The sequence below is a fragment of the Pseudomonas fuscovaginae SE-1 genome (assembly GCF_000364705.1).
GTDB lineage: Bacteria > Pseudomonadota > Gammaproteobacteria > Pseudomonadales > Pseudomonadaceae > Aquipseudomonas > Aquipseudomonas fuscovaginae_A.
Genome location: NZ_AQOH01000144.1, coordinates 89,291 through 103,689 on the forward strand (window position 1 = coordinate 89,291; position 14,399 = coordinate 103,689).

The 14,399-nt window shown below is 63.4% G+C and carries 13 protein-coding genes; 3 read left to right on the forward strand and 10 right to left on the reverse strand.

Going from position 1 to position 14,399, the window contains the following annotated elements; all coding sequences use genetic code 11:
* Positions 1–49 precede the first annotated feature (49 nt).
* Positions 50–2,149, forward strand: coding sequence for a phosphate acetyltransferase (pta, locus tag K675_RS0114770; RefSeq protein WP_017904282.1), 2,100 nt, complete (start codon positions 50–52; stop codon positions 2,147–2,149).
* 102 nt (positions 2,150–2,251) lie between these two features.
* On the forward strand, positions 2,252–3,157 hold the full coding sequence (locus K675_RS0114775) for an acyltransferase (RefSeq protein ID WP_017904283.1): 906 nt from the start codon (positions 2,252–2,254) through the stop codon (positions 3,155–3,157).
* A 110-nt stretch (positions 3,158–3,267) separates the two neighbouring features.
* On the opposite strand, the gene cysN is transcribed toward K675_RS0114775, so the two are convergent.
* From cysN to K675_RS0114790, 3 genes are all read right to left on the reverse strand, one after another.
* Positions 3,268–5,166 carry a sulfate adenylyltransferase subunit CysN gene (cysN, locus tag K675_RS0114780; RefSeq protein ID WP_017904284.1) on the reverse strand — a complete coding sequence of 633 codons (1,899 nt, stop codon included), beginning with the start codon at positions 5,164–5,166 and terminating at the stop codon, positions 3,268–3,270.
* A gap of 13 nt (positions 5,167–5,179) precedes the next feature.
* Positions 5,180–6,097: a sulfate adenylyltransferase subunit CysD gene (gene cysD / locus K675_RS0114785; protein WP_017904285.1), complete on the reverse strand. Its 918-nt coding sequence runs from the start codon at positions 6,095–6,097 to the stop codon at positions 5,180–5,182.
* A 166-nt stretch (positions 6,098–6,263) separates the two neighbouring features.
* A complete protein-coding gene (locus K675_RS0114790; protein WP_017904286.1) occupies positions 6,264–7,022 on the reverse strand; it encodes a Nif3-like dinuclear metal center hexameric protein in 759 nt (252 codons plus the stop codon).
* A gap of 101 nt (positions 7,023–7,123) precedes the next feature.
* Between K675_RS0114790 and algW the strand changes: the two genes are divergently transcribed.
* Positions 7,124–8,281, forward strand: coding sequence for a Do family serine endopeptidase AlgW (gene algW, locus K675_RS0114795; RefSeq protein ID WP_017904287.1), 1,158 nt, complete (start codon positions 7,124–7,126; stop codon positions 8,279–8,281).
* Between the two features lie 141 nt (positions 8,282–8,422).
* Here algW and hisC read toward each other — a convergent pair whose 3' ends face one another.
* The 7 genes from hisC to K675_RS0114830 form a co-directional block, all read right to left on the reverse strand.
* Positions 8,423–9,475: a histidinol-phosphate transaminase gene (gene hisC / locus K675_RS0114800; protein WP_017904288.1), complete on the reverse strand. Its 1,053-nt coding sequence runs from the start codon at positions 9,473–9,475 to the stop codon at positions 8,423–8,425.
* Positions 9,476–9,487: 12 nt separating this feature from the next.
* Positions 9,488–10,810, reverse strand: a complete 1,323-nt coding sequence (gene hisD / locus K675_RS0114805; RefSeq protein ID WP_017904289.1) for a histidinol dehydrogenase — start codon at positions 10,808–10,810, stop codon at positions 9,488–9,490.
* 176 nt (positions 10,811–10,986) lie between these two features.
* The gene (gene hisG, locus K675_RS0114810; RefSeq protein WP_017904290.1) at positions 10,987–11,622 is read right to left on the reverse strand and encodes an ATP phosphoribosyltransferase; all 636 of its coding nucleotides are present in this window, start codon (positions 11,620–11,622) and stop codon (positions 10,987–10,989) included.
* Between the two features lie 172 nt (positions 11,623–11,794).
* Positions 11,795–13,060 carry a UDP-N-acetylglucosamine 1-carboxyvinyltransferase gene (murA, locus tag K675_RS0114815; protein WP_017904291.1) on the reverse strand — a complete coding sequence of 422 codons (1,266 nt, stop codon included), beginning with the start codon at positions 13,058–13,060 and terminating at the stop codon, positions 11,795–11,797.
* Positions 13,061–13,084: 24 nt separating this feature from the next.
* Positions 13,085–13,324: a BolA family protein gene (locus K675_RS0114820; protein WP_017904292.1), complete on the reverse strand. Its 240-nt coding sequence runs from the start codon at positions 13,322–13,324 to the stop codon at positions 13,085–13,087.
* A 116-nt stretch (positions 13,325–13,440) separates the two neighbouring features.
* The gene (locus tag K675_RS0114825; RefSeq protein WP_017904293.1) at positions 13,441–13,746 is read right to left on the reverse strand and encodes an STAS domain-containing protein; all 306 of its coding nucleotides are present in this window, start codon (positions 13,744–13,746) and stop codon (positions 13,441–13,443) included.
* Positions 13,739–14,398: an MlaC/ttg2D family ABC transporter substrate-binding protein gene (locus K675_RS0114830; protein WP_017904294.1), complete on the reverse strand. Its 660-nt coding sequence runs from the start codon at positions 14,396–14,398 to the stop codon at positions 13,739–13,741. The genes K675_RS0114825 and K675_RS0114830 overlap by 8 nt, the downstream gene beginning before the upstream one ends.
* Position 14,399: the final 1 nt, after the last annotated feature.

Here is a 14,399-nt window from a genome sequence, read left to right on the forward strand (position 1 = left end):
AGGGGATCAACCATCGGTCCCCGCAGTTGCGCTCCACAAGAGACTACGCATGCAAACTTTCTTTATCGCGCCCACCGATTTTGGCGTGGGTCTGACCTCGATCAGCCTCGGGCTGGTCCGCACGCTGGAACGCGCCGGCCTGAAGGTCGGTTTCTTCAAGCCCATCGCCCAGCCACACCCGGGTGATACCGGACCGGAGCGTTCGACCGAACTGGTGGCCCGTACCCACGGTCTCAAGCCGCCCCAACCGCTGGGCCTGGCCCATGTCGAGCGGATGCTCGGCGACGGCCAGCTCGACGAACTGCTGGAAGAAATCATCACCCTGTACCAGCAGGCCGCGATCGGCAAGGACGTGCTGGTGGTCGAAGGCATGGTCCCGACCCGGGCGGCCAGCTACGCCGCGCGGGTCAACCTGCACCTGGCGAAGAGCCTGGATGCCGAGGTGATCCTGGTCTCGGCACCGGAAAACGAAGTGCTGACCGAGCTGTCCGGCCGGGTCGAGTTGCAGGCGCAACTGTTTGGCGGCCCGAAGGACCCCAAGGTTCTCGGCGTGATTCTCAACAAGGTGCGCGCCGACGAGAGCATGGAGGCCTTTGCCGCCCGTCTCAAGGAACACTCGCCGTTGTTGCGCAGCGGCGACTTCCGCCTGCTCGGCTGCATCCCCTACCAGCCAGAACTGAACGCACCGCGGACCCGCGACGTCGCCGAGCTGCTGGGCGCCCAGGTGCTCAACGCCGGCGACTATGAAACCCGGCGCATGTCGAAGATCATCCTCTGCGCCCGCACCGTCCTCAACACCCTGCAACTGCTCAAGCCCGGCGTGCTGGTGGTGACCCCGGGCGATCGCGACGACATCATCCTCGCCGTCAGCCTGGCGGCACTCAATGGCGTGCCGCTGGCCGGCCTGCTGCTGACCAGCGACACCAAGCCCGATCCTCGGCTGATGGAACTCTGCCGCGGCGCACTCCAGGCCGGCCTGCCGGTACTGTCGGTGAGCACCGGCTCCTACGACACCGCCAACCAGCTCAACAGCCTGAACAAGGAAATCCCGGTCGATGACCGCGAGCGGGCGGAGATCATCACCGACTTCGTCGCCAGCCACCTCGACGCCCAGTGGCTGCACCAGCGTTGTGGTACCCCGCGGGAGATGCGCCTGACGCCGGCGGTGTTCCGCTATCAGTTGATCCAGCGCGCCCAGCAGGCCAACAAGCGCATCGTCCTGCCCGAAGGCAGCGAGCCGCTGACCGTGCAGGCGGCGGCGATCTGCCAGGCGCGGGGCATTGCTCGCTGCGTGCTGCTGGCCAAGCCGGCGGATGTCGAGGCGGTGGCCAAGGCCCACGGTTTCGAGTTGCCGCCGGGGCTGGAGATTCTCGATCCGGACGAAATCGGCAAGCGTTACGCCGAGCCGATGGTGGCCTTGCGCAAGAACAAGAGCCTGAACACGCCGATGGCCGAGCAGCAACTGGAAGACCCGGTGGTGATCGGCACCATGATGCTGGCGCTGGACGAGGTCGACGGCCTGGTTTCCGGCGTGATCCACTCCACCGCCAATACCATCCGTCCGGCCCTGCAACTGATCAAGACCGCGCCGGGTTGCACCCTGGTGTCGTCGGTGTTCTTCATGCTGTTCCCCGAGCAGGTGCTGGTCTACGGCGACTGCGTGATGAACCCGCACCCATCCGCCACCGAACTGGCGGAAATCGCCCTGCAGAGCGCGGATTCGGCCCAGGCCTTTGGCATCGCCCCGCGCGTGGCGATGATCAGCTATTCCAGCGGCGAATCGGCCAGCGGCGAGGAAGTGGAGAAGGTTCGCGAGGCCACCCTGCTGGCCCACGAGGCCCAGCGCGACCTGCTGATCGACGGGCCGTTGCAGTACGACGCCGCCGCCAACGAAAACGTCGCCCGGCAACTGGCGCCCAACAGCCAGGTGGCCGGCCGCGCCACGGTATTCGTGTTCCCCGACCTGAACACCGGCAACACCACCCACAAGGCAGTGCAACGCAGTGCCGACTGCGTCAGCCTGGGGCCGATGCTGCAGGGCCTGCGCAAGCCGGTCAACGACCTGCCGCGCGGCGCCCAGGTCGACGACATCGTCTACACCATCGCACTGACGGCGATCCAGGCCGCCAACCGACCTGTGGATATCTGAAGCGGCTGCACACGACCACCGTTGTCCGCTACCCTCATGCCATAAGGCGTGGGGGCTGCGGCCGCTCGCTCAAACAAGAATGCATTCCCGAGAAAGAACACCATGCTCGACTTCCTTCCGGCGCCCCTGCGCGGCCTGCTCGCCTCGCTGCTGCTGGCGTTGAACACCCTGCTGCTGTGCTCGTTCCTGTTCTGCGTGGCACTGTTCAAGGCCCTGCCCTTCGCCCTGACCCAGCGTTTCAGCCACTGGCTGATGAACCACACCCATGAGGCCTGGATCAGCAACAACAAGGCCTGGATGCATCTGGTCTGCAAGACCCGCTGGCATCTCCATGGTCTGGAGGGGCTGGACTACGAGCACTCCTACCTGGTCACCAGCAATCACCAGAGTTGGGTCGATATTCTGGTACTGCAGCACGTGCTCAACCGACGGATCCGCCCGTTGAAGTTCTTTCTCAAGCAGGAACTGATCTGGGTTCCGGTAATCGGCCTGGCCTGGTGGGCCCTGGGTTTTCCCTTCATGAAGCGCTATTCGAAGGCGTATCTGGAGAAACACCCAGAGAAGAAAGGCAAGGATCTGGAAACCACCCGCAAGACCTGCGCGAAGTTTCGCAAGAACCCTGTGGGTATCTTCAACTTCGCCGAAGGCACACGCTTCACCGCCGGCAAGCATGCGCAGCAGCAATCGCCATTTCGCTACCTGCTCAAGCCCAAGGCCGGTGGCATCGCTTTCGTACTGGATGCCATGGGCGAACAGCTGGAATCCATCGTCAACGTGACCATTCACTACCCGGCTGGACGGCCAGGGTTCTGGGACCTGTTGTGCGGCAAGGTGCGGGAGGTGGTGGTGCATTTCGAAGAGCTGAGGATTCCACCACAGTTCATCGGCAGGAACTACGAACAGGACGCCGAGTACCGGCAAGCGTTCCAGGCCTGGATCAACCAACTGTGGGCGGACAAGGATGCCTTGCTCGCGCGCCTGCACAGTGAGCACCCCGCCAAGGCCTGAGCGGCGCTCGCCACAGGAGGCCTCATGGCACTCGGTGATGGAAACTGAAGGCCCATGAAAAAGCCCGCAACCGATCACTCGGTCGCGGGCTTTTTTGTGGCCGGCGAAGCTTAGATCGCGCCGCGCTGGCGCAGCAGATCCAGCACCTGCTTGACGCTGTCCTCCAGCGACAGCGCCTGGGTGTCGATCACCAGATCGGCATTGAGCGGCACATCGTACGGGAAGGACTCGCCCGGGATATTGTCGCCACCGGCTGCGTACAGGCCCTGTGGATCACGCTCGCGGCAGACCAGCGGCGAAGCCTGGACATAGACGGTGAGCAGACGCTCGCCACCGATCAGGGACTTGGCCTGCTCGCGGCCCTCGGCATCCGGCGCGACGAACGCGGCCAGGGTCAACAGGCCGGCTTCGTTGAACTGGCGCGCCACGTGGGCGGCACGGCGCCAATTTTCGGTACGACCGGCACGGTCCTGCGGCAGCCCCTTGTTCAGGTCGTGGCGCAGGTTCTGGCCATCCAGCACGAACACCGCGCGCCCCATGTCGAACAGCTTGCGCTCCACGGCGTAGGCCAGGGTGCTCTTGCCCGCGCCCGACAGGCCGGTGAACAGCACGGTCGCCGGTTGCTGGCCGAAGCGTTGGGCACGCTCCTCGGTCGCGACATGGGCCAGCTTGCCATGATGGGTGGCACTGCCGTGGGCCAGCGGCTGAGCGACAATCATGCCGGCGCCGACGGTGCCGTTGGTCAGGCGGTCGATGACGATGAACGCACCGGTGGTGCGGTTGCTGTCGTAACCGTCCAGGGCGATCGGCGCATCGAGGGCGATCTTGACCTTGCCGATCTCGTTCAGTTGCAGGGCACTGGCCGAGCCTTCCTCCAGGGTGTTCACGTCGACCCGGTGAACGATGCTGGCAATCGAGCCCGGCACGTAGCTGGTGGCGCGCTTGATGTCGTATTTCTTGCCCGGCAGCATCGGCTCCTCGGCCATCCATACCAGCATGGCCTCGAAGCTGTCGGTCACCGGCGGGACATTGTCGGCATGCACCAGCAGGTCGCCACGGGAGATGTCGATCTCGTCTTCCATGGTCAGGGTGATGGCCTGGCCGGGACCGGCATGTTCCAGTTCACCTTCGTAAGTGACGATGGATTTCACCCGGCTGCTCTTGCCCGACGGCAGGACCACCACTTCGTCGCCCTTCTTCACGACGCCGCTGGCCAGGGTGCCGGCGAAACCGCGGAAATTCAGGTTCGGCCGGTTGACGTACTGCACCGGGAAACGCAGGTCGGTGAGGTTGCGGTCGCCCGCCACTTCCACGGTCTCGAGAATCTCCATCAACGACTGGCCGGTGTACCACGGCGAACGCTCGCTCTTGTTCACCACGTTGTCGCCCTTGAGCGCCGACATCGGCACGAAGTGCAGGCTCGACGGCTTCATCTTCAGACCTTCGGCGAACTTCAGGTAGTCGGCCTTGATCGACTCGAACACGCCCTGGTCGAAGTCCTTGAGGTCCATCTTGTTGATGGCAACGACGATGTGCTTGATGCCCAGCAGGGAGGCGATGAAGCTGTGGCGACGGGTCTGGGTCTGCACGCCGTAGCGGGCATCCACCAGGATGATCGCCAGGTCACAGGTGGAAGCACCGGTGGCCATGTTGCGGGTGTACTGCTCATGGCCGGGGGTGTCGGCGATGATGAACTTGCGCTTGGCGGTGGAGAAATAGCGGTAGGCCACATCGATGGTGATGCCCTGCTCGCGCTCGGCCTGCAGGCCATCGACCAGCAGTGCCAGGTCGACTTCCTCACCGGTGGTGCCGACTTTCTTCGAATCGCGAGTGATGGCTTCCAGATGGTCTTCGTAGATCATCTTCGAGTCGTGCAGCAGGCGCCCGATCAGGGTGCTCTTGCCGTCATCGACGTTGCCGCAGGTCAGGAAGCGCAGCAACTCTTTACGTTCGTGCTGGCTCAGGTAGGCGAGGATGTCCTCGCTGATCAGATCGGATTGGTGCGACATGCTTAGACCCTAATTAGAAATAGCCCTGACGTTTCTTGTCTTCCATGGAACCGGCGCCATCGTGGTCGATGACCCGGCCCTGGCGCTCGGAAGTACGCGTCAGGAGCATTTCCTGAATGATGTCCGTGAGGGTTTCGGCCTCGGACTCCACCGCGCCCGTCAACGGGTAGCAGCCAAGGGTACGGAAACGCACCTTTTTCTTGACGATACGGGCCTTTTCCTCGTCGGACAGGTGCTCGAGGATGCGCTCGTCGTCGATCATGATCAGGGTGCCGTTCTTCTCGATGACTTCACGCTCGGCGGCGAAGTACAACGGCACGATCGGGATGCCTTCGAGATAGATATATTGCCAGATGTCCAGTTCGGTCCAGTTCGACAGCGGGAAGACGCGGATCGACTCGCCCTTGTTGACCTTGCCGTTGTAGACGTTCCACAGCTCCGGGCGCTGGTTCTTCGGGTCCCAGCGGTGTTTGCTGTCGCGGAAGGAATACACGCGCTCCTTGGCACGGGACTTCTCTTCGTCACGGCGGGCGCCGCCGAAGGCCGCGTCGAAGCCATGCTTGTCCAGTGCCTGCTTGAGGCCCTGGGTCTTCATGATGTCGGTGTGCTTGGAACTGCCGTGGGTGAACGGGTTGATGCCCTGAGCCACCCCTTCCGGGTTGACGTGGGTGATCAGATCCAGGCCCATTTCCGCGACCATGCGATCACGGAACTTGTACATTTCCTGGAATTTCCACTGGGTGTCGACATGCATCACCGGAAACGGCAGCTTGCCGGGAAAAAACGCCTTGCGTGCCAGGTGCAGCATCACGGCGGAATCTTTGCCGATGGAGTACAGCATCACCGGGTTGTCGAACTCGGCGGCCACCTCGCGGATGATGTGGATGCTTTCCGCCTCCAGCTGTTTCAGATGCGTCAGTTTGTCGACCATGGCTACTCACGAAAAGCGTTCTTGTGGACGGCCAGCGGGCCGTGTTCGAGCCAGGCATGCTAGCACAGCGACCTATTCTATTGATTAGGCCGGATAGATCGAAACGATATAAGAATATATCCCCTCGTTTGGCTGCCAGCCCTTTCCGGAGGCCGGCCCGGCGGGCTCAGATCGGGTTCGGGCAATCGATGAACAGGTGTTCCAGAGCGAAGCGCCGCGCCAGATACTCACCCAGGGCCTGCACACCATAACGCTCGGTGGCATGGTGGCCGGCAGCGATGAAACTGATGCCGTTTTCCTGCGCGCTGTGAAAGGTCTGCTCAGAGGCCTCGCCGCTCAGGTACAGGTCGACCCCGGCCTGCACCGCCTGGTCGATGTAGCCCTGGCCGCCGCCGGTGCACCAGCCGACCCGGCGGATCATCTCGCCGCCTTCGATCAGCAGCGGCTCGCGCCCCAGCGCCTCCTGGACCTTGCGGGCGAAATCGCGCGGGGTCATCGGTTCGTTGAGGGAGCCGATCAGGCCAACCACCTTGGGGTTCTCGGGGTCCAGCGGGCCCTCGACAGTGATGTCCAACTGACGGGCGAGCTGCACGTTATTGCCGACCTCAGGGTGCAGGTCCAGTGGCAGGTGGTAGGCCAACAGGCTGATGTCATGCTTGAGCAGGGTTTTCAGCCGACGTTGTTTCATCCCCACGACACAGGGGTCTTCGCCCTTCCAGAAGTAACCGTGGTGCACGAGTACCAGGTCGGCCCCGGCCTCCACCGCCGCGTCGAGCAGCGCCTGGCTGGCGGTGACCCCGCTGACGATCCGGGTGACCTGCGGCCGGCCTTCGACCTGCAGGCCGTTGGGGCAGTAATCGGCGATTCGCGAAATGCCGAGAAAGCGGTTCGCCTCCTCGACCAGGGTACTCAGGGCAACGGCCATAAAAACTCCTCAATATCCCATCCAGAGGCGCTCGCAGCCTCGTATAATGCGCGACATTATGGGCCGTCCCGGATGGCCTGCAACCTCCCAGGACGTGTTCAATGCTCAAGGCTCTGCGTTTTTTCGGCTGGCCGCTGGTGGTCGGCGTGCTGGCCGCTTTGCTGATTATCCAGCGTTACCCCCAGTGGGTCGGCCTGCCTGACCTGGATGTGAACCTGCAACAGGCCCCGCAGACCGCGACCATCCAGCAGGGTCCGGTGTCCTATGCCGACGCGGTGGACCTTGCCGCACCAGCGGTGGCCAACCTGTACACCACGAAGATGGTCAACAAGAACAGCCATCCGCTGTTCGAAGACCCGCAGTTCCGGCGTTTCTTCGGCGACAACCTGCCCAAACAGAAGCGCATGGAGTCCAGCCTGGGTTCGGCGGTGATCATGAGCAAGAGCGGTTACCTGCTGACCAACAACCACGTGACCGCCGGTGCCGACCAGATCGTCGTGGCGCTCAAGGATGGTCGCGAGACCCTGGCGCGAGTGATCGGCAGCGACCCGGAGACCGACCTGGCGGTACTCAAGATCGACCTGCCGGACCTGCCCTCGATCACCATCGGCCGCTCGGACAAGATCCGCATCGGCGACATCGCCCTGGCCATCGGCAACCCGTTCGGTGTCGGCCAGACCACCACCATGGGCATCATCAGCGCCACCGGACGCAACCAACTGGGCCTGAACAACTACGAAGACTTCATCCAGACCGACGCGGCGATCAACCCCGGCAACTCCGGCGGCGCGCTGATCGATGCCAACGGCAACCTGACCGGGATCAACACGGCGATCTTCTCCAAGTCCGGCGGCTCCCAGGGCATCGGTTTTGCGATCCCGATCAATCTGGCGGTCGAGGTGATGAAGGCGATCATCGAGCACGGCCAGGTGATTCGTGGCTGGCTGGGTATCGAAGTGCAGCCGCTGACCCAGGAACTGGCGGAATCGTTCGGCCTCAGTGGACGCCCGGGGATCGTCGTGGCGGGTATTTTCCGTGACGGGCCGGCGCAGAGGGCCGGTCTGCAGTTGGGTGACGTGATCCTGAGCATCGATGGTGAGCCGGCCAACGACGGGCGCAAGTCGATGAACCAGGTGGCGCGGATCAAGCCGACCGACAAGGTGGTGATCCAGGTTCTGCGCAATGGCAAGGAACTCAAGCTGACGGCCGAGATCGGCCTGCGTCCGCCACAGCAGACGGCGCCGAAGGAAGAGGAATAACCGGGCTACCGATCCCTTATGACCAATCGTTCCCACGCTCCGCGTGGGAATGCCTCCCCGGACGCTCGGCGTCCGCTCTTTTGACGCAGAGCGTCACGGGCTGCGTTCCCACGCGGAGCGTGGGAACGATCGGTTAAGAAGTCAGAGCTCGCCCAGGGCCTCGATCAGCGCCTGGTTCTGCTCCGGCGTACCAATGGTGATGCGCAGGAACTGGGCGATGCGCTCCTGCTTGAAGTGACGCACGATCACTCCCTGCTCCCGCACCTTCGCCGCCAGTGTCGCCGCATCGTGCCGTGGGTGGCGGGCGAAGATGAAGTTCGCCGCCGAAGGCAGCACGTCGAAACCCTTGGCCTGCAACTGCTCCACCAGACGCTCACGGCTTTCGATGACCTGGCGACAGGTTTGCTCGAAGTACGCCCGATCCTCGAACGCCGCCGCCGCACCGGCGATCGCCATGCGATCGAGCGGGTAGGAGTTGAAGCTGTTTTTGACCCGCTCCAGCGCCTCGATCAGGTCTGCGTGCCCGACCGCCAGGCCCACCCGCAGCCCCGCCAGGGACCGCGACTTGGACAGGGTCTGGGTCACCAGCAGGTTCGGGTAGCGATCGACCAGGCTGATAGCCGTTTCGCCACCGAAGTCGATGTAGGCTTCATCGACCACCACCACCGAGTCCGGGCTGGCCTTGAGGATCTGCTCCACAGCCTCCAGCGCCAGCAGGCAGCCGGTCGGCGCGTTCGGGTTGGGGAAGATGATCCCGCCGTTGGGCCTGGCATAGTCGGCCACGCGGATCTGGAACTGCTCATCCAATGGCAGCGCTTCGAAATCGATCCCGTACAGGCCACAGTAGACCGGATAGAAGCTGTAGCTGATATCCGGGAACAGCAGCGGCCGATCCTGCTGGAACAGGCCGTGAAAGATATGGGCCAGGACTTCGTCGGAACCGTTGCCGAGGAACACCTGATTGCCTTGCACGCCGTAGTACTCGGCCACGGCCTGCTTGAGCCGGTCGCCATTGGGGTCGGGATACAGGCGCAGGTTGTCGTTGACTTCCGCCTGCATCGCCGCCAGCGCCTTGGGCGAAGGACCGTAGGGGTTTTCGTTGGTGTTGAGCTTGACCAGTTTGGTCAGCTTGGGTTGCTCGCCTGGCACGTAGGGCACCAGGTCCTTGACGAATTTGCTCCAGAACTTGCTCATGCGTGTTTCCCCTTATTCCTGGCCTTCGGCGACGATCCGGTATTCCGCACTGCGGGCATGGGCGCTCAACGACTCGCCGCGGGCCAGCACCGAGGCGGTCTTGCCCAGTTCGGACGCGCCCTGCTCGGAGCAGAAGATGATCGACGAACGCTTCTGGAAGTCGTACACCCCCAGCGGCGACGAGAAGCGCGCGGTGCCGGAGGTCGGTAGCACGTGGTTGGGACCGGCGCAGTAGTCCCCCAGGGCCTCGGAGGTGTGGCGGCCCATGAAGATCGCGCCGGCGTGGCGGATCCGCGGCAGCCAGGCCTGCGGGTCGGCGACCGACAGCTCCAGGTGCTCCGGTGCGATACGGTTGGCGACTTCGATCGCCTGCTGCATGTCGCGGACCTGGATCAACGCGCCGCGACCGTTGATCGAGGTTTCGATGATCGATGCACGGTCCATGGTCGGCAGCAGCTTGTCGATGCTCGCCGCGACGCGATCGAGGAACGCCGCATCCGGGCTGACCAGGATCGCCTGCGCATCCTCGTCGTGCTCGGCCTGGGAGAACAGGTCCATGGCGATCCAGTCCGGGTCGGTCTGGCCGTCACACACCACCAGGATTTCCGAGGGACCGGCAATCATGTCGATACCGACCTGGCCGAACACATGACGCTTGGCGGTGGCCACGTAGATGTTGCCCGGCCCGACCACCTTGTCGACCTGCGGCACACTCTCGGTACCGTAGGCCAACGCCGCGACCGCCTGGGCGCCGCCGATGGTGAACACCCGGTCGACACCGGCGACGCAGGCCGCCGCCAGTACCAGTTCGTTGACCTCGCCACGTGGGGTCGGCACCACCATCACCACCTCGCCGACACCGGCCACCTTGGCCGGAATCGCGTTCATCAGCACCGACGACGGGTAAGAGGCCTTGCCACCGGGCACATACAGGCCGGCGCGATCCAGCGGCGTGACCTTCTGGCCCAGCACCGTGCCATCGGCCTCGGTGTAACTCCAGGAATCCTGCTTCTGCCGCTCATGGTAGCTGCGCACACGGCCGGCAGCCTTTTCCAGGGCCTCGCGCTGAGCCTGGGTGATGCGGGTCAGGGCCAGTTCCAGACGCTCGCGCGGCAGGATCAGGTCGGCCATCGAGGCCGCTTCCAGACCGTCGAAACGCTGGGTGAACTCGACCACGGCCGCATCGCCACGCTCGCGCACCGCCTTGATGATGTCCAGCACCCGCTGGTTGACCGAGTCATCGGACACGCTTTCCCAGCTCAACAGATGATCCAGATGATGGGCGAAATCCGGATCGGCAGCGTTGAGTCGGCGAATGGCGGTGGACGTAGTCATAGCGGGGGCCTCAATAATTGGCGAATGCTTGGGAACAGCAAATCTCAGGCACCCGGATGGGCGCTGACGCTCAATAGCGATCGCGCGCCCCAGACTACCAAGCCATCCGCGTGGGCACCCGAGAATTCTGGCTATGACACGGATAGATGGGCGCGGCTCAACGCCGCGCGGGTGAGTCAGCTACGGTGTCGCGACTCCACTGCCTTGCGCAGGGTGTCGATCAGGGATTGGATACGGGCGTGCTGCATCTTCATCGATGCCTTGTTCACCACCAGGCGCGAGCTGATGGTCGCGATCAGTTCCTGGGGCTCCAGGCCGTTGGCACGCAGGGTATTGCCGGTATCGACGACGTCGATGATCTTGTCCGCCAGGCCGATCAGCGGCGCCAGCTCCATCGAACCGTACAGCTTGATGATGTCGACCTGGCGGCCCTGCTCGGCGTAGTAGCGCTTGGCGACGTTGACGAACTTGGTCGCCACCCGCAGGCGCCCCTTGGGCTCCACCGCGCCGACAGCACCGGCGGTCATCAGCTTGCAGCGGGCGATCTGCAGGTCCAGCGGCTCGTACAGGCCCTGGCCGCCGTACTCCATCAGCACATCCTTGCCGGCAACGCCGAGATCGGCCGCGCCATGCTCGACATAGGTCGGCACGTCGGTGGCGCGAACGATCAGCAGGCGGACATCGTCCTGGGTCGTCGGAATGATCAGCTTGCGGCTCTTGTCCGGATTTTCTGTGGGCACGATACCCGCCTCGGCGAGCAACGGCAGTGTATCGTCGAGGATACGGCCCTTGGACAGTGCAATGGTCAGCATGGGAAAACCTAGGTCCTTCAATTCAGGATATTGCGACACTCTAACAGACCGGGGCGCATTCCTTATAGGAGCCGGCCTGCTGGCGATTGCTATCTGTCAGTCAACATCGCTGTTGCCTGATACTGCGCTATCGCCAGCAAGCCGGCTGGGGCCAGCCCGTCACCAGCAATCACTAGCCCGGAACGCGACGGATCCTGGCGCCGAGCATCTGCAGCTTCTCTTCGATGCACTCGTAGCCACGGTCGATATGGTAGATCCGGTCGATCAGCGTATCGCCTTCGGCGGCCAGCGCCGAAATCACCAGGCTGGCCGAGGCCCGCAGGTCGGTGGCCATGACCGGGGCACCCTTGAGGACCTCGGTGCCGGTGACGATCGCGGTGTTGCCCTCGACCTGGATCTTGGCGCCCATGCGGTGCAGTTCGTACACGTGCATGAAGCGGTTTTCGAAGATCGTCTCGATCACCGCGCCAGTGCCTTCGGCAATGGCGTTGAGGGAGATGAACTGGGCCTGCATGTCGGTCGGGAACGCCGGGTACGGCGCGGTGCGCACGTTGACCGCCTTCGGTCGCTTGCCATGCATGTTCAGCTCGATCCAGTCCTCGCCGGTGGTGATGACCGCGCCGGATTCCTTGAGTTTTTCCAGAACCGCTTCGAGGATGGTCGGATCGGTGTCCTTGACCTTTACCCGGCCGCCGGTGACGGCAGCGGCCACCAGGTAGGTGCCGGTTTCGATACGGTCAGGCATGACCTTGTAGTTCGCCGAGTGCAGGCGCTCGACACCGTCGATGGTGATGGTGTCGGAGCCGGCACCGGAAATCTTGGCGCCCATGGCGTTGAGGAAGTTCGCCAGGTCGACCACTTCCGGTTCGCGCGCGGCGTTCTGCAGCACGCTGCGACCACGGGCCAGGGCCGCGGCCATCATGATGTTCTCGGTACCGGTCACGGAGACGGTGTCGAAGAAGAAGTTCGCCCCGCGCAGGCCGCCTTCCGGCGCCTTGGCCTTGATGTAGCCGCCTTCGACGTCGATCACCGCGCCCATGGCTTCCAGGCCGCGGATGTGCAGGTCGACCGGCCGCGAACCGATGGCACAACCACCGGGCAGCGCCACTTCGGCCTGGCCGAAGCGGGCGACCATCGGGCCCAGCACCAGGATCGACGCACGCATGGTCTTCACCAGCTCGTACGGCGCCACCAGGGTCTTGATGGTGCGCGGGTCGATTTCCACGGCGAGTTTTTCGTCGATCACGGGCTCGATGCCCATGCGCCCGAACAGCTCGATCATGGTGGTGATGTCGTGCAGGTGCGGCAGGTTGGCCACGGTGACCGGGCCGTCGCACAGCAGGGTGGCCGCCAGAATCGGCAGCGCGGAGTTCTTTGCCCCGGAGATGCGGATTTCGCCATCAAGACGAACGCCGCCGGTAATAATCAGTTTATCCATAGGAATCTCGACGCCAATTCAGGCTCAGGTGCGCTCGGCCCAGGCCGCGCTGCTGAAAAATTTCATGGTGACCGCATGGATGCTGCCATCGGCGATCCATGGGTTCAAATGCGCATAGATGCTCTGCTGACGCTTTACCGGGCTCAAGGCCGCCAGTTCGTCACTGATCACATTCAACTGGAAGTTGCAGCCCTGGCCCTCAACTTCAACCTGGGTTCCTGGCAGTTTTTCTTCAAGGAAGCTTTTTACTTCGGTGGCCTGCATGCTCAACCTCGATCGGCGCCCAACGCGCGCGGGTCGGTCATGATACAAAAAAGCCCCGCGCCTGCGAACCCCGCATTAACAGGACTCTGACGGGGGGGCTTCGGGGCGGGCGCCGATCATTGGACGCCCAGCAGCTCCGTCAGCTCGGAAACCTCGGCAATTTCGCGCATTTCCCGGGACATGCCACGGATGCTGAAGGACTTGCCGAGGTGGCTCGCATCGCGCATGAAAGCCAGCAGCAAGGCCAGGCCGACGCTGCTGGACTTTTCCACCGCCGAACAGTCGACCACCAGGGTCGAGGCACCGCTCGACTCGATCAGCGCCTGGCCCTGCTTGCGCAAGGCCGCGCCGGTGCTGTAGTCGAGCACGCCGGCCAGGTGCAGCTCCCCCGCCTCGCCCAGGCGAATGCTTGCCTCACTCACCGCCGCTGTCCTTCTGCGGATTCTTCTCGGATTCGGCCTTGGCCTTCTCCACTTCACCCGCCCAACCGTCGATGGTCTTGTCCAGGTTGTTGCCGTTGCGCTGCATGGCATCGGCGAACTGGTCACGGAACAGCTTGCCGATGTTGATGCCGTTGATGATCACGTTGCGCAGCTTCCATTCACCGTTGATCTTCTCAAGGGTGTAGGAAACCGGATAGATCGCGCCGTTATTGCCCTTGACGGTCATGCCGACGCTGGTGCGATCGCCCGACTCATCCTTGGGTGCGTCGACGGTGATGCCCTGATTGTTGTACTCGAGCAACGCGTTGCCATAGAACTGGAACAGGCCGCGCTTGAAGTTTTCCTGGAAGCGGGCCATCTGCTCGGGCGTTGCCTTGCGCGAGTACTTGACGGTCATGATGCTCTTGGAAATACCCTCGGCGTCCACCACCGGGCCGACGATGGCGTTCAGCGAGTTATAGAAATCACCCGGGTTCTGCTTGTACTTCTCCCGGTTCGCCGAAAGGTCGGCGAGCATCTTGTTGGTGGTGTCCTGCACCAGGTCGTGGGCAGAAGGAGCCGCCACGGCATTGCCCATCAGCGGCAACGCCGCGAGCAATACCAGCAGGCTACGGCGCAACATAGAGATCATG